General features: G+C 47.7%; 18 protein-coding genes and 1 pseudogene. 18 read left to right on the top strand and 1 reads right to left on the bottom strand.

The genetic code is table 11. The annotated features are described in order from the left end of the window. The first annotated feature begins 30 nt into the window (after positions 1–30). Positions 31–2400: a glycoside hydrolase family 95 protein gene (locus QFZ80_RS24135; protein ID WP_307561434.1), complete on the top strand. Its 2370-nt coding sequence runs from the start codon at positions 31–33 to the stop codon at positions 2398–2400. Between the two features lie 265 nt (positions 2401–2665). On the opposite strand, the gene QFZ80_RS24130 is transcribed toward QFZ80_RS24135, so the two are convergent. Continuing rightward, the gene (locus tag QFZ80_RS24130) at positions 2666–2923 is read right to left on the bottom strand and encodes a hypothetical protein (protein WP_307561433.1); all 258 of its coding nucleotides are present in this window, start codon (positions 2921–2923) and stop codon (positions 2666–2668) included. A 25-nt stretch (positions 2924–2948) separates the two neighbouring features. Between QFZ80_RS24130 and QFZ80_RS39170 the strand changes: the two genes are divergently transcribed. The 17 genes and pseudogenes from QFZ80_RS39170 (at position 2949) to QFZ80_RS24055 (ending at position 15925) form a co-directional block, all read left to right on the top strand. After that, a complete protein-coding gene (locus QFZ80_RS39170; RefSeq protein WP_373460154.1) occupies positions 2949–3182 on the top strand; it encodes a histidine kinase in 234 nt (77 codons plus the stop codon). An 82-nt stretch (positions 3183–3264) separates the two neighbouring features. After that, positions 3265–3540, top strand: a complete 276-nt coding sequence (locus QFZ80_RS24125) for a sensor histidine kinase (RefSeq protein ID WP_307561431.1) — start codon at positions 3265–3267, stop codon at positions 3538–3540. Positions 3541–3557: 17 nt separating this feature from the next. Continuing rightward, positions 3558–3713: a response regulator gene (locus tag QFZ80_RS24120; protein ID WP_307561429.1), complete on the top strand. Its 156-nt coding sequence runs from the start codon at positions 3558–3560 to the stop codon at positions 3711–3713. Positions 3714–3727: 14 nt separating this feature from the next. Next, positions 3728–3859, top strand: a complete 132-nt coding sequence (locus QFZ80_RS39165) for a response regulator (RefSeq protein WP_373460153.1) — start codon at positions 3728–3730, stop codon at positions 3857–3859. A 95-nt stretch (positions 3860–3954) separates the two neighbouring features. Further along, positions 3955–4350: a hypothetical protein gene (locus tag QFZ80_RS24115; protein WP_307561427.1), complete on the top strand. Its 396-nt coding sequence runs from the start codon at positions 3955–3957 to the stop codon at positions 4348–4350. A 115-nt stretch (positions 4351–4465) separates the two neighbouring features. Continuing rightward, positions 4466–4549: pseudogene (locus QFZ80_RS24110) on the top strand (hypothetical protein); the annotation flags it as partial. Positions 4550–4565: 16 nt separating this feature from the next. Then, complete coding sequence (locus QFZ80_RS24105) at positions 4566–4763, top strand: hypothetical protein (protein WP_307561425.1); 198 nt, start codon at positions 4566–4568, stop codon at positions 4761–4763. Positions 4764–4835: 72 nt separating this feature from the next. Further along, the gene (locus QFZ80_RS24100; protein ID WP_307561423.1) at positions 4836–6584 is read left to right on the top strand and encodes a cache domain-containing sensor histidine kinase; all 1749 of its coding nucleotides are present in this window, start codon (positions 4836–4838) and stop codon (positions 6582–6584) included. Positions 6585–6586: 2 nt separating this feature from the next. Continuing rightward, positions 6587–8041 (top strand): response regulator transcription factor, encoded by a 1455-nt coding sequence (locus tag QFZ80_RS24095; RefSeq protein WP_307561421.1) that lies wholly within the window; start codon positions 6587–6589, stop codon positions 8039–8041. A gap of 114 nt (positions 8042–8155) precedes the next feature. Beyond that, entirely contained in the window at positions 8156–9838 is a 1683-nt protein-coding gene (locus QFZ80_RS24090) for a type 2 periplasmic-binding domain-containing protein (protein ID WP_307561419.1), read from the top strand. 94 nt (positions 9839–9932) lie between these two features. Further along, the gene (locus QFZ80_RS24085) at positions 9933–10916 is read left to right on the top strand and encodes an ABC transporter permease (RefSeq protein WP_307561417.1); all 984 of its coding nucleotides are present in this window, start codon (positions 9933–9935) and stop codon (positions 10914–10916) included. A gap of 34 nt (positions 10917–10950) precedes the next feature. Next, positions 10951–11874, top strand: coding sequence for a carbohydrate ABC transporter permease (locus QFZ80_RS24080; RefSeq protein ID WP_307561416.1), 924 nt, complete (start codon positions 10951–10953; stop codon positions 11872–11874). A 61-nt stretch (positions 11875–11935) separates the two neighbouring features. Beyond that, entirely contained in the window at positions 11936–12082 is a 147-nt protein-coding gene (locus QFZ80_RS24075; RefSeq protein ID WP_307561414.1) for a hypothetical protein, read from the top strand. 53 nt (positions 12083–12135) lie between these two features. After that, positions 12136–12315: a hypothetical protein gene (locus QFZ80_RS24070; protein WP_307561412.1), complete on the top strand. Its 180-nt coding sequence runs from the start codon at positions 12136–12138 to the stop codon at positions 12313–12315. A 31-nt stretch (positions 12316–12346) separates the two neighbouring features. Further along, complete coding sequence (locus QFZ80_RS24065) at positions 12347–13264, top strand: family 43 glycosylhydrolase (RefSeq protein ID WP_307561410.1); 918 nt, start codon at positions 12347–12349, stop codon at positions 13262–13264. Between the two features lie 248 nt (positions 13265–13512). Continuing rightward, positions 13513–15429 (top strand): hypothetical protein, encoded by a 1917-nt coding sequence (locus QFZ80_RS24060; protein WP_307561408.1) that lies wholly within the window; start codon positions 13513–13515, stop codon positions 15427–15429. Positions 15430–15475: 46 nt separating this feature from the next. Next, positions 15476–15925: a hypothetical protein gene (locus QFZ80_RS24055; protein WP_307561406.1), complete on the top strand. Its 450-nt coding sequence runs from the start codon at positions 15476–15478 to the stop codon at positions 15923–15925. Positions 15926–15934: the final 9 nt, after the last annotated feature.

Here is a 15934-nt window from a genome sequence, read left to right as displayed (position 1 = left end):
GCAACTTTTTTGTGAAGAGGAGCGAATCATTTGAAGCTGAATTACACGAAACCTGCATCCTATTGGACAGAGGCGCTTCCGTTAGGAAACGGCCGTATCGGAGCGATGGTATTCGGAGGGATCGAGACCGAACGCTTGCAGCTGAATGAGGATACGCTATGGTCGGGGGAACCGAAGGATGGGACGAACCCAAACGCCCAGAAGGCGCTTCCTGAAATTCGCCGTCAAATTAACGAAGGGAATTATGAGGAAGCGGACGCTCTTTGCAAAAAAGCGATGGGTCCTTATACGCAATCATTTATGCCTTTAGGGGATTTGACCGTACACTTTTATCACGGCGATAATGCCACACAGTACGAACGTTTGCTGGATCTGGAGACGGCGGCTGCATCGGTTAGATATAGGATCGGCGAAGTCACATACACCCGAACCTGCTTCATTTCCTTCCCGGATCAAACTCTTGTTATGCGGATCGAGGCGGACCGTCCCGGCATGCTGAACTTTACGGCCAAGCTATGGAGTCCGCTCCGGCATCAAATCGGTCCCGAGGGCGAACGCATCGTGATGAGAGGCAGGGCTCCGATCCATGTCGACCCGAATTACTATCAGACCAGCAATCCGATTCGTTACGGCGAATCCGGCACACGCTTCGATGGAAGGCTTGCTATTCGGACCGAAGATGGCCAGGCTTATGCCGATCATGACGGACTGCATGTCGAATCAGCTACAACCGCGACCATCATTTTTAGCGCAGCAACGAGCTTTCATGGTTTTGACCGTAATCCGGCAGCGGAGGGTGTCGACCCTTCCCAAATCGCAGAGAGACACTTGAACGCGGCTCTTAATAAGACTTATTCAAAGCTTTATGCCTCTCACATTGCCGATTATCGCGTTTTATACGATCGAGTTACCCTTGATTTGGGGCCATCCGACATTCCGGGCGACGTACCGACAGACATACGCGTTGCCGAATACGGAGTGAAGGACAAGAAACTGGTGGAACTCCTGTTTCAATTCGGCAGGTACCTGCTGATCGCGAGTTCCCGGCCCGGCACGCAGGCGGCGAATTTACAGGGAATTTGGAATAAAGAAACACGGCCGCCCTGGAGCAGCAATTATACGTTAAATATAAACGCGGAAATGAATTATTGGCTCGCGGAGACGTGCAACTTGGCCGAATGCCATGGGCCGTTGCTTGATTTCATCGGCAATTTGGCCAAGGCAGGGGCGGAAACCGCGCGCATCAATTATGGCGCCCGCGGCTGGGTCGCGCATCACAACAGCGATATCTGGTGCCATTCCGCGCCGGTAGGAGACTTCGGCAACGGGGACCCCGTTTGGGCGAGCTGGTTCATGGCCGGTCCTTGGCTAAGCCAGCATCTGTGGGAGCATTATGCATTCGGTGGAGATACGTCGTTCCTTCGTGACAACGCCTATCCGATCATGAAGGAAGCGGCACTCTTCTGCCTGGATTGGTTGCAGGAGGAACCGGACGGTCGGCTGGCCACATCGCCATCCACCTCCCCCGAGCATAAGTTTGTATTGCCGAACGGCCAAATGGCTGCCGTCAGCAAAGGGGCGACGATGGATCATGCACTGATCTGGGACTTGTTCACGAACTGCATCAAGGCGGCGAATATACTTGGAATGGATGATAGCTTCCGGGAGGAGCTGGCGGAGGCTAGGTCCAGGCTGCTTCCGTATCAGATCGGCAAATACGGTCAGCTTCAGGAATGGTTTCTTGATTTCGAGGATCAGGATGTGCAGCATCGCCATGTGTCGCATCTGTTCGGCGTTTATCCCGGCTGTCAGTTGACCGCGGAGGCAACGCCGGAGCTGTTCGAAGCGGCGCAGCGCTCGCTCGAACGGCGCAGCGATATCGGCACCGGCTGGAGCCTCGCGTGGAAAATCAGCCTGTGGGCACGATTCGGCGACGGAAACCGCACCTTGCAGCTAATCGGGAACGTGCTGAATCTCGTTCACACCGATGTGGGCAGCGTCACAGGCGGCGGCGTCTATCCGAACTTGTTCGGCGCGCATCCGCCGTTTCAGATCGACGGGAATTTCGGCTTAACGGCCGGCGTAGCCGAAATGCTGATGCAGTCTCATGCCGGCGCCATCCGTCTGCTGCCTGCTCTTCCAAATGCATGGGAAACCGGCTCAGTCAAAGGACTTCGAGCAAGAGGGGGCTTTGAGATCGGTCTTGCCTGGGAGAACAACGCGCTCGTAAAGGCAGAGATTCGTTCGCTTCTCGGCGGTCCTTGCCGTGTTACGGCTTCAGTTCCGCTGAAGGTGGAAGCGGACGGCAGAACCGCCCAGTTCGAAAGCAACGCATACGGGACGATCGCTTTCGATACAGAGCCCGGGTTTATTTATACGGTTAAGCCTTCATATATGTAAGGTTGGGACCCGGGTTTGCAAGCCGTCCCCGTCCATGCCATCGGAGCAGATGGCGGCCAAGTGTAGGCAATGCAAACCTGCGGCATTTCTAAAAGGTATAAAAACAAATTCTTTAACGGGGCTATCTCTTGGAAAGCCCCTATTTGTATTTGAAGAAGCACAACAATTTCCGAAGAGGTCTAAAGACCGGAGCTAAATCCGTCAGCATAATGGAATTAGTAAACGTTTTCAATTTCTGGCGGGGCTGAAATGTACAGATCGAGATTTACAAATGGAACTCGTAAAGTCTCGCGTACAAAGCGCGGACGACACAGTCGGCTGAGTCCAATCCAACGGCAAGCATCGCTAACTGAACGTATAAGGTGAAAAATACATGGAGCGGAAATGTGCTGACAGTGGCCAACACTAACACTGCTCGAAAAAGGGTGGAGAAAACCGCTTCAACGTTGTCCATCTTAATGAAATTGGCGTGCTCGCCGTTAATTTGAATAAAATGCTTGGATGAAATTGATACCCTAAGCAAAGAGATTCAGCTTACGCAAAAGTAGATGTACGAAATCGAAATCACGAAAAAACAGATGGAAATCTCAGCGTTTCGAAATCAGATTAACCCCCACTTTTTGTACAACACATTGGAATGTATCCGCGCTTCGCTTATTATTACAAAGTTCAGGAATTTGCTGATATATCGACATCCTTATCCAATATGTTCAGGGAACGATTTCGTAACCATCCAGGATGAAATCTCGCATATCAAACCTGTTGGAAGTGAGGACGCTTAAAATGCTGCTTTAACCGATTGTAGAAAATACAGTTTTTCACGGATTGTAGAAAAAAATCGATAACGTCCTCGTTCAGATTACGGTGCAAAAGATTGCGCAAAACCAAGTTCAATACGTAATCCGAGATGATGGATACGGGATGGAAGATATGGAACTTGAGGAGCTGTTAAATGGCCTGCGGCAATTAGACACATCTAGCTATTCGGAGAAAGATGCCAAACTAGGAATTAGGTTATCCAATATTTATCGGAGAATCAAGTTGTTTTACGGTGATGAGGCTGAGATGACCATACAAAGTAAATTGCATGTGGGTACAACGATTAGAATCACCTTTCCTGCACAGAATCATTCAGAATAACAGGAGGACAAATAATCATGTGCAACGTATTGATTGTTGACGTTGAGCCGTGGGGCGTATATGGGTTAAAAGCGTTGATTGATTTGGAGAGCTTGGGCTATACCGTGATCGGGGAGGCATATAACGGGTTAACAGCTCTGGAGACCATTTTGGAAAAAAACCTGAGGTCGTGATATCGGATATCCGAATGCCGGGATTAAACGGAATTGAACTGTTGGAACAAATCAAGGAGCAACAGTTGGATACCCATGTCATTTTGGTCAGCGGCTATGCGGAGTTTGAGTATGCACCAAAAAGCAGTACGACTCGGCGCCTTTGATTATTTGTTGAAGCAGGCGACAAAAATAAGCTTACTGAAACTTTCGGTTCATTAGTTGTTTATATCCACACTCAACGTTTTCAGATGCCGGAGTTATGATTATAACAAACGATGGAATAAAATGTATCCGCTTTCGTACAGGACAAAATAAAATCTCCATTCTGTTAAATTATGATGAATCCAAAAACCCGATTGGTATATTGGATTTTATTTCGGCAAACCTTTTCAATACCCAGTGTATCGGAATAAGCAGCATAGGAGTTTTCTTTACACCCGTTGCCAAGCTTTATCAGGAATCGGATATTGCCCTGTTCAGTTCTTTCAACCAACAAGGTAAACAGATGATCGAATATAAAGCGACTGACCCTGCCGCAGTGCTGACGAAAACGATACTTAAAATCGTAGTAGCTATTAAAGAACAAAAGCAGGAGCAAATTTTCATAATGGGCTGGATGAGCTTTGCAATGAATGCAAGTCTAGGCACATGTTGATCGAGTCTCGGTTATTTAAGCGCGCTTATTAAAAAGGAAACGGGAACAACACGGATTATATAACTAACAAGAGATTTGGTCTGGCCAAAGAACTGTTGAGTGACTCTTCGCTGTCAATCCCAGTTATTTCTGTGCGGTCTTTAAACGGTATACGGGGATGAGCCCCGAGGATTTCACCAAACTGCATGGTTTAAATTAGATAGGGAGGAAATTTCATGAATGAAATTATGATTTATGATGTGAAAAAGGGGCAGTCGGCCGAGATGACTTTACTGTTCCAGATTAATCCGAATAGGAGTATGAAAGCGGAAACCCCAATCGTGAGAAACAATGGAGAAATCTACGATGTTAGTTATTTATGCCGTCGTAGTTTTTTTGTTCAGAAAAGCTTCGAGAAAATCCCAGCACTTTAGCGTTTACGTCTTCTTGCTTTATTGATATAACTGAATAACAGTAAAAATCAAAGTGAAGAGGAATTGATAAGCATGATGGGACACTTTCGTAACCTCAGCCTTACCAGGCAAATCCTTTATTTGATTTTGATGATGCTGATCATCCTCCTGATCTCATTCGTCATCTCGAACACGATTGCCAAACGTATTGTCGAGAGCAAAGTAACGGACTCCACCGCCAAATTATTGAATCAGGTTGAAGATAATATGGAAAGCTTTTATACGGATATGGAGAGAATCTCGGATTCGATGCTGTATAGTCCGACGGTGCAAACCTACTTGGGCTTGGAGGATTTTTTGTCCAGGAATCTCATGTACGACGCAATCGAATCGGTTTTCTCCAATACTACTACATTGAAAGCGAATATCCGGGGCATCCAGCTTTACAACCCGGAAGGAAAGATGATCGCCGATTCGGGTATCGGGATCGGCGAAACCGTCCGACTGCCTCCTCCAAGGATCGAATATTCCGGTTTATTGACGAATCCGAGTACAGGCGAAACAATGCCAAACTATTCCATCTCCGTTCCGGTTTATAATTTGGAAATCACACCGGTCAAAGAATACATGGGAACAAGCGTATTTCTCATGGATGTCGGCAATTTCCGCAATATAATGAACAATGCAAAAATGACAGCCAATTCCCGGCTGCTTCTTCTGGACCAAAATAAGAATATTATGGCAAGCGATGGGAACCCCTCCAGCCTCAATATATCCCAGTTGGAGAAATGGAAAAACGACAACCGGTATATCATGCAGACGAGTACGCTGTCCCGGACCGGGTGGGAGCTGATCAGCATCATTCCGAAGAAAGAGCTGCTGCAGGAATTGAATATCGTGCAAAGGCTGAACATAACGACATATGCGGTCATATTTTGTTTGCTCGGCCTCTTCCTGATCATTTTTTTCACCCGTATCTTACGACCGGTAAAAGCGCTCATGGATTTTATGAAGTCCTACCCGAAGACGGGGGGAGAAAGCCGCTTTCCTGTGGTCTACCGTAACGAAATCGGCGTACTCGCTGCCAACCTGAATAAAATGCTGGACGAAATCGACAGCTTAAGCAAAGAAATTCAGTTGACGCAAAAGCAAAAGTACGAAATCGAAATTACAAAAAATCAGATGGAAATTTTGGCCTTTCGCAATCAGATTAACCCCCATTTTTTGTACAACACATTGGAATGTATCCGCGCTATCGCTTTTTATTACAAAGTTCAGGAAATTGCTGATATATCGACATCCTTATCCAATATGTTCAGATACTCGGTCAAAGGGAACGATTTCGTAACCATCCAGGATGAGATATCTCATGTCAAAGAATATGCGAAAATAATCGAGTTTCGTTTTATGGGAAGAATGCAAGTGGCAATTGAGGCGGATGAGGAGTTATTAGAAGTGAAAACGCTTAAAATGCTGCTTCAACCGATTGTGGAAAATGCAATTTTTCACGGATTGGAGAAAAAAATCGACAACGGCCTCGTTCAGATTACGGTACAAAAGATTGCACAGAACCAGATTCAATACGAAATCCGAGATAACGGATATGGGATGGAGGATAAGCGGCTTGAGGAGCTTTTAAACAGCCTGCGGCAATTTGACACACCTAGCCATTCGGAGAAAGATGCTAAACTAGGAATTGGGTTATCCAATATTTATCGGAGAATCAAGTTGTTTTACGGTGATGAGGCTAAGATGACCATACAAAGTAAATTACATTTGGGTACAACGATTAGTATCACCTTCCCTGCACAGAACTATTCAGAACAACTGGAGGACAAATAACCATGTACAGCGTATTGATTGTAGATGATGAGCCGTGGGTCGCATACGGGATAAAAGCGTTGATTGATTGGGAGAGCTTGGGCTATACCGTGATCGGGGAGGCGTATAACGGGTTAACGGCGCTGGAAACGATTTTGGACAAAAAACCTGACGTCGTGATATCGGATATCCGAATGCCGGGATTAAACGGAATTGAACTGTTGGAACAAATCAAGGAGCAGCAGTTGGATACCCATGTCATTTTGGTCAGCGGCTATGCGGAGTTTGAGTATGCGCAAAAAGCAGTCCGACTCGGCGCCTTTGATTATTTGTTGAAGCAGGTCGACAAAAATAAGCTCATCGATACTTTAGTGCGGTTAAAAAACGTGTTGACGGAGAAGCAAAAAGCATACAAAGGATTGGATTTGTTCCTGGATGATCTATTTGAATTACTTGAGCCCGATGACAAAATAAAAATCAGCAATTTTTTGACCAATAAGGGAATTGATTTCGAATATCCCCATTACCGGTTCATTAGCTGTTTATATGGCCACTCCACGTTCTCGGATGCCGAAGATGGGATTATTACTAATAACAGGATAAAGTATATCCGCTTTCGTACAGGGCAGAACAAAATCTCCATTCTGTTAAATTACGATGAATTCAATAACCCAATCGATTTATTGGATTTCATCTCGGTAAATCTTTCCGATACCCAGTGTATCGGAATAAGCAGCATAGGAGTTTTCTCTACACCCGTTGCCAAGCTTTATCAGGAATCGGATATTGCCCTGTTCAGTTCTTTCAACCAACAAGGTCAACAGATGATCGAATATAAAGCGACTGACCCTGCTGCAGCGCTGACGAAAACGATACTTAAAATCGAAGTAGCTATTAAAGAACAAAAGCAGGAGCAAATTCATAAAGGGCTGGATGAGCTTTGTAATGAATGCAAGTCTAGGCACATGTTGATCGACCAAATATCCATGTTCTATAACCAAATCGTCTCGCTCATTTATAAATATTACAGCAACAGCGAGGCAATTAACGAAATCGAATATTTGAACTACTACCAAATCGTCCGCTATTATAGCTCGATCGAGCAACTATTCCAAAGGATCAAGGCCATCTTCGAGCAACAAGCCGGCGAAGAGTTGCTGATTTCCAATGAGACAGCGAAGAAGATTATCGATCATATCGATGCCAGCTTTACGGAGGATATTTTACTCGGCGATTTATCCAAGCAATTTAATATCAGTCTTGGTTATTTAAGCACCCTTATTAAGAAGGAAACGGGAATAACATATACGGATTATGTAACTAACAAGAGATTGGGCCTGGCCAAAGAACTATTGAGCGGCTCTACGCTATCCATACATGAGATTGTAGAGCGCGTGGGATATAAGGACTATTTTCATTTTAACAAGCTTTTCAAAAAGTATTGTGGAATTACGCCAAGCAAATATCGAAAAATGTAACCGCTATCTGAAATTAACACCAAAATAAAAAAAACCAATCATATGATGCGATAGCGAAGCAGGCTATGATGAAGAAGCACCAAACAAATATGTGAGACAGGGGTGTCGTCTATTATGAAGTTTAAAGTGTTTACAATACTAACGTTAGCGGGGGCTGTTGCGCTAGCGGGCTGCAGCGCCAACAAATCGGGAAGCGGAAGCAGCGCCGAACCGACGAAAGCGGCCAAAACCGAGACGCCTGCGGCACCGGTTAATTTGAACTGGTTCTCTACAGTAGGAGGCTGGAACCCGCCGCAATGGACCACGGAGCCTGGCACCGTAATGGGGGAACAGACGAAAAAGACGGGGCTTACCTTCAGCTTTAACATTCCTGCACAGGACGGCGATACGAAATTGAATCTGATGATGGTTTCATCGTCGGACGCATTCCCGGATGTCATTACTACGGTAGGCGGGGATATGGGAAAGAAGCTGGTTGAAGCCGGCAAAGTTTGGGATCTGGAGGAATTTATCAAGAAATACGATCCGAAATCTCATTTGCTCAAAGATTTTCCTAAAGATGTAAAGCAGCAAATGATCAAACATTATGGCGGCTGGTACGCGATCGGAAGCCACATGACCAGCGATGATGCGAGAAAGGTATATCCGCCGTCAAGCGATTATTTTGCGGATGTGACGAAGTATGCTGAAAATAAAGGTGTTATAGTCAACGCGAATATTTTGAAAGAGGTCGGCATTAAGCTTTCCGATCTGAAAACCGAGGAAGGCGTGCTCGCGGCTCTTAAGAAGGTAAAGGACATGAAACTGACGGTTGAAGGCCAGCCTGTCATTCCGCTTCAGATTCACGGCAAAAACTACCATGGCGAAACGCTCCAATTCCTGCAAAGATCTTTTGGCGCGATGCCGATTGACAAGGACGGTAAATTTAGACATGTCTACATGTCTCCGGAAAACAAGCATGCCATTCAATTCCTGTTTAAGACGGCCCAAGGCGGGTACTTCGATCCCGGCCAGATGACAACGGATGAAGCGGCGATCGAAGCGAACATCTTGTCCAAACGTGTGTTCATGTTCATCGGAGGGACGCCCAAAGGCAAATTTGACAAGCTTGATTTCTGGGTATCGCCTGGCGCGATCTTGTCGAGCGAAGGCACAAAACCGGTTTTCCCGTTCTACTCTGAACCGGGACGCGGCTGGATGCAAACGCACATTTCCAAATCGACGAAGGAACCGGAGAAGTTGGCGAAATGGCTTAGCTATGTGACCAGTGCCGAGGGGATGACGCTCAGTTACTTCGGTATCGAAGGCGTTCATTACACGAAAGACGGCAAAGGTCTCATTACAAGAACGGATAAAGGAATTCAAGCTCAGAAGGACAGCACCAAAACGGCAGTGGGTATCTTCTGGCAATTCGAAAATAATGCATTCCTTGAAAACGTGCAGCCTGCTCCGACAAAGAGGGAAGGCGCTGGCGGATTGATTGAGATGGAAGCGAAGACTGCTTACGCGAGATCGCCGGAAGTTGTTAGATATGATGCTTCCGTACTGAGTTTTCCCGGCGACTTCTTAGCGCCAGGAGGCAAGAATGCGACGATTGGAAAACAAATCCAGCAATTTTATGAAGTTCAGGTTGCCAAGATGGTGTTAGCGAAGGATGAGGCAGCGTTCAACGCGCTTTACAACGAGTTTGTCGCCAAGATGAAACAATTGAAGGTCGAAGAGTTTGATGCAGCGCATGACGCAGAATTACAGAAGAAATCGAAAGAAATGGGCGTCACGGTGAAAGGCGTTAATTAATAATCGCATGATTTGAACGATGAATAGTGCCAAAGTGCGTGTGTCTTTCCATGCTGCACTTTGGCATTATCATTGTTTTCCGGGGGAGGGACGAATGATGGCGAGAAGCGCCTATAAGGGACACATCCCTGAAGCAAGAGCAAATAAAAGCAAAAAATCATTCAGGCTTGGGTACGATTTTCGAACTCAATTTGAGCTCAAGACGATGCTCTGGCCAGCAATTATTATTATTTTCATATTCGACTTTGTCCCTATGTACGGGCTGTTAATGGCATTCAAGGCTTACGACCCCATCACTGGAATCAAAGGTATTTTTACGAGCCAATGGAACAATTTCGAAAACTTTATGACGTTTTTCCACCACTTTGAGTTTTGGGCTGTGGTGAAAAATACGCTCGGAATCAATCTCTTTGGCTCGCTGATCGGGATCCCGGCAACCGTGATCTTCGCGCTGCTGTTAAACGAGATCCGGAATGCCAAGTTTAAATCATTGATACAGACCGTCACGTATATGCCGCATTTCCTGTCCTGGGTTATCTTCGGCGGATTGTTTATTACGCTGCTCAATCCGGACGGCGGCATTGTCAATTATTTGCTTCTGAAGCTAGGCTTGATCAATGAGCCCATTCTATTTCTGGGTGAACCCAAATATTTCTGGGGCATCGCCATCGGGACTAATTTATTGAAAGAAATAGGCTGGGGCGCCATCTTGTATTTGGCTGCCATGGCCGGCATCGACCAGTCTCTATATGAGGCTGCCGCCATCGACGGCGCGGGCCGGTTAAAACGGATGTGGCATATTACGCTGCCAGGCATTATGCCTACTTTGATGATTCTGATCATCTTCGCCATAAGCGGCATGCTAAACAATAACTTTACACAAATTTTTGTCTTCCAAAATCCATTGAACATACCGACGAGTCAGGTTATCGATACTTTCGTGTATCAACAGGGACTTAAAGAGTTCCAGTTTGCTTCCGCCACGGCGATCGGTTTGATGAAATCGGTGTTTGCGCTGTTTCTGTTGCTTGGAGCCAACTATTTGTCCAAGAAGCTGACAAAATCAGGTTTGTTTTAGACATATACGAAATTACTTATAGGAGGTGTCTGGTATGGTCGGGGGCAGGAGCTGGGGAGAACGTATTTTTTCGGCATCGAATGTCATCATCATGGTGATTGTGATGCTCTTGACGGTGTATCCGATTTGGTTTTCAGTCGTTAACTCTTTGAATACAGGCGACAATCTGGTACGCGGACCGATATTTTTATTTCCAAGGGAATTTACCTGGGCGAGCTGGCAGTCGGTGATGGCGGACCCGGGAATGCTTAAGGCAGCCTGGATTAGCGCGTCGCGGACTGTGATTGTGACGGTTGTCTCTATTCTGTATACGGCGATGTTTTCTTACGCCTTTTCCCGCTCTTACTTAAAAGGCAAAATGTGGTATGTGGCAATCGGCTTTACGAGCATGTACTTTAGCGGCGGGCTGATTCCTTCCTTTATGCTGATGAATTGGCTCGGGTTGTATGATTCCTACTGGGTTTACATCCTCCCCGGACTTTTTCTCGGATTTTGGAACGTCATTATTTTCAATGCAAATTTCAAGGCGATTCCCGATGCGCTGTTTGAATCGGCCAAGATGGATGGAGCGAATGAGTACACTATATTCTTCCGAATCGTCGTCCCGTTATCGAAGCCGGTTTTGGCCGCTCTTTCGGTTTTCACGGCTGTCGGCGTATGGAACGATTACGGAACGACGCTGTATTTTACCCAATCCCCTGACTTGCAGACGCTGCAATATTTGATCTTAAAGCTGATTCAGTCGTCTAATGCGATTGAACAGATGGCTAACACCGTGAATGACAACAATCCCGCTCTCGCACAGCTTTACTCCGTTGCTCAAGGTCAAGGAACAGTTACAGCCCGTACCCTTCAGCTGGCGGCGATGGTCATCTCATCGATTCCGATGATTATTATTTATCCGTTTGCACAGCGGTATTTCATTAAAGGCGTGTTGCTTGGTTCCGTTAAAGAATAAATGATCAAAATGAAAGTCAAAACAGCTTGAGACCGGCTAATTACTGGGCTCAAGCGAGGATTTGAATCACGAGGCGGACGGCGGGCTTTACGCAGAGCTCGTTCAGAACCGCTCATTTGAATATGATCCGATCGATCATGCGGAATACCATGCGTTAACAGCCTGGAAAAAATCGAAAGAGGCGGCGGTAAGTCAGAAATCACCATAGAAAAGAGTGATCCCTTAAACACCCGCAACCCGCATTATGTTGCCATAAAAACCTTGTTGATGGTACGGAAAGCAGCAGTTTTCAATACGATTTTCCCAAACAATCTATTACTGTATTCAGAGCTAAATAAGGAGTACGGAAAAGCGACCGGCTTCGATGTGTATGCGAGCGGCGATCTGGATCGCTTGGAAGGCTTCTATGCGGACCAGAATTACTGGGTACTTGAAGTATAATAGCGGTCCGATAGGACAAGGAGGTATATATATGAATGCTCCTTTATTTAGGGATCCGATTTATGACGGGGCTGCCGATCCCGTTCTAGTCTGGAACAGAGAGGCACAAGAATGGTGGATGATCTATACGAATCGCCGGGCAACGCAGGAAGGTCCGAAATTCGGATGGGTGCATGGCACTGATCTCGGTGTCGCTTCTTCTTCGGATGGCGGCTCAACCTGGTTATACCGTGGAACACTGGAAGGTCTCGAAACAGAATGGGGCAGAAACACGTTCTGGGCGCCTGAAATCATTTGGCATGATGGGCTCTATCATATGTATGTCAGTTATGTCCATGGGGTACCGAAAGATTGGTCGGGCAAGGCTCGTATGAGGCATTATACAAGCTCCGACCTTATTCACTGGAAATTCGAGTCTACGCTTGGTATTAGTGAGGAGAACGTGATCGATGCCTGTGTTTACCAACTGCCGAACGGCATGTTTCGGATGTGGTTTAAACAGTGGAATCATACCTACGCTGCGGATAGCAAAGATCTGTATAATTGGCAGCCAATTGGACCAGTGATTACCGATGTCTTACATGAAGGACCGAATGTGTTTCACTTTAAAGGCTATTATTGGATGATCATAGATGAATGGAAAGGACAAGGCGTTTACCGTTCCGATGATTTGGATAAGTGGGAGCGGCAAGGCCGAATTCTTGAAAAACCAGGTTTGCGGGAGGAAGACGGAACGATCGCCAATCACGCAGACGTGGTCGTCCAAGGAGATCAAGCCTATATCTTTTATTTTACTCATCCCGGCAGGGTGGACGGGTTCGATGACGGATCCTATCCGTGTCGCCGTACTTCGATTCAGGTTGCCAGATTGGATGTGTTGGATGGCTTGCTGACATGTGACCGGAACGAGAGTTTTGTACTTAAGTTATTACCGGATGATGAAAGCTAATCAAATCTCAAAACCGTTGCATTTCCAAATAAGCATTCTGCAATAAAATGCTCGATAGCATTGGAAAACATGATGATGGATAAAGCTTGAAACGCTATAAACTTTGGAGGCGAGACGCCGAAAGTAGTGTATTTTTGCGCCGGGCATGCAAAGGGATTATAAGTATGATGACGATGGCGAATTGAAACGTTTTTCTTGCACTCTTTAAGATTACTCGGGTTAAATATCGGAAGAGAATGGTGATTAGGGTGAAGATCAACTGGAAACAACGTGAAAATGACAACGGCTATAGGTTCCTCTTGGGCGAAAGGACCATTGGCGACGTCTTGGCGTTCGAGGACGAGCGCTTCACAGTAACTGATCTGTTCGAACAGTTAACGGAAGGACTGGTGCAGTGGACGCGGAAGTTCACCTATCGAGGCGAAACGCCCGCTGCGTGCAAGTTTTCGATGGATTTCGCTGCCGACTACGAGCCTGAGTATTATATGATTCCTTCCGTCACCTACAACGGGAACGGTTGGGGCAGCGGCCTGGAGCCGAAAGGGCTGGAGCGAGATGGACAGCCTTGGGTATTTGCGTGGCATCGGACGGCGGTGGCCGGCGCAACCTACTCCGAGGGAGGCGGTGTCGCCGTGGCCTTGTTCGGCGAGCCTCCCCGTGATATGCAAGGCTTTTCCTGCTCGCTCGTGCCGGCTGGAGGACGAGTCATCCATCGGCTGATCTGGCCGGAGGCAGAGACGCCTGCGACCTACGATGACCGAGACCGTTACGGCGAGGCATACGAAGCGGAGAGGAACTTTGTGCCGGGCGAGAAGTTTACGGCCCGTGCTTATCTGGCGCTTCATGCTTACACAGAGCCGCGCACGGCGTGGAGAACGATGCTCGAAGAGGCTTGGCGGATGCAAAAGCGCCCGGTTCGGGCATGGTACGATCCAGAACGAATCTGGGAGCTAGGCATAGCGTATGCCAAGAATGGCCTATGGGCCGAGGACGGGGATTTTCGGGGATTCTCGCTCGGCAGAAAATGGGACGGAGAGAAGTGGCGACAAGCTCGTAATTACGCAATCGGCTGGTGCGGGCAGAACGCCTCGCTGGCCAATTCGATGCTTGCAGATTATTTGAATTCCGGAAATGAGGATTCGCTTCGTAGAGGCCTCGCCCTGCTGGACGGCTGGACAGCCGGCGGAAGGCTGCCAAACGGGATGATTCATTGTGAGTACGACTATGTCCTGCAATTCAAGCCGGCAGAGCAGGAAGTGCAGGACGCCTGCAACCTCGGCACGGCTGCGTTAAACCTGTTCGAGGCGGAAGAATTGGCCCGGAAATGCGGAGTGGAGCGGCCGATCTACCGCGAAACCGCGCTCGGCATTTGCGATTTCGTCTTATCCGTACAGTCGCCGGAAGGACGGATCGGGAAATCGTGGAAGAATGACGGAACTCCGCATGATCCGGAGGGCACGGTCGGCTGCTTCCTCGTCCCGCCTCTGGTCAAGGCATACGAGCTTACAGGCAACGAAGCCTATCTTCATGGGGCGGATCTTGGTTACCGCTATTATATTCAGGAGCTGCTCGATAACGGCTTCACAACGGCGGGGGCGCTGGATACCTATTGCGTAGACAAGGAGTCGGCAATTCCTTTGCTCAAAGCGGGTCTTGCGCTGTACCGAGTTACCGGCAAGAAGACGTATCTCGAATGGGCGGAGCATGCCGCCTGGTATTTGGCAACATGGCAGTGGCATCATACGGTCAGGTATGACGCAGGGACCGGACTGGGAGCAATCGGGTACGATACGTTTGGCGGCACGTCGGTATCCACTCAACACCATCATCTTGATCCGTTTGCGTTGGCTTTTTTCGAGGATTGGCTTGAGCTGGCCGCGCTCACCGGTAACTCGTTGTGGCGCGAAAGAGCCCTTGCCGCATGGGCGAATGCGACGATCGGCATTTCGGATGGCAGCCTGATGATCAATGGCAAGTTGCGTCCGGAGGGCAGCCAGAGCGAAGGCTTCTTTCACACCCGTTGGGCGGAGCCGTTCGGCGTTTCGGAATGGCTGGTTGCGTGGCCGACAGCCTTCCGGCTTGAAGTATTGCGCCGGGTGGGCATGGAGGCGGTAGTAGAATTCGAACTAAACCTAACATCTGGCGGAGACGACGAGAGTAGATGAACTTGCAAGGGACATAACCATAAATACGAAAGATCGCGGAACAGCGATGGGCGACCTGTTGGGCATCTTTTTTGAAGATTTGAATCATGCGGCAGACGGCGTGCGAAACTCGGTCCTTTGGGCGGACGTTGCCCATCCTGTCATGATCGGCGTACACGGGTATCATCAGCGTGAAGGAGATATCCTTGAAAACCTTCTGTTCGATAATATCGATATACTCGAGCACCATGAACCGCAGGACGGATACTGGGGCTGTATGGCAATTAATGTTGGGGATAAAAATACGGTTCGGAACGTGACCTTCAGGAACATCCGGGTCGAACAATTCGAGATGGGACGGCTAATCGATATCCGTGTCTTTCACAACAAGAAATATAACCCGACCCCGGCAAACGGGTGGAAAACATCCGCTTCGAGAATGTCACGTTCACCGGAACCTGCGAAAATCCGTCCGTCATTAAGGGTTATGACGAGACTCGAATTGTTGATGGGGTAACGTTCCATA

Origin of the sequence: Paenibacillus sp. V4I7 (assembly GCF_030817275.1) — a bacterium.
Classification (GTDB): Bacteria; Bacillota; Bacilli; order Paenibacillales; family NBRC-103111; genus Paenibacillus_E.
This window is presented reverse-complemented; position numbering and strand designations above follow the sequence as displayed.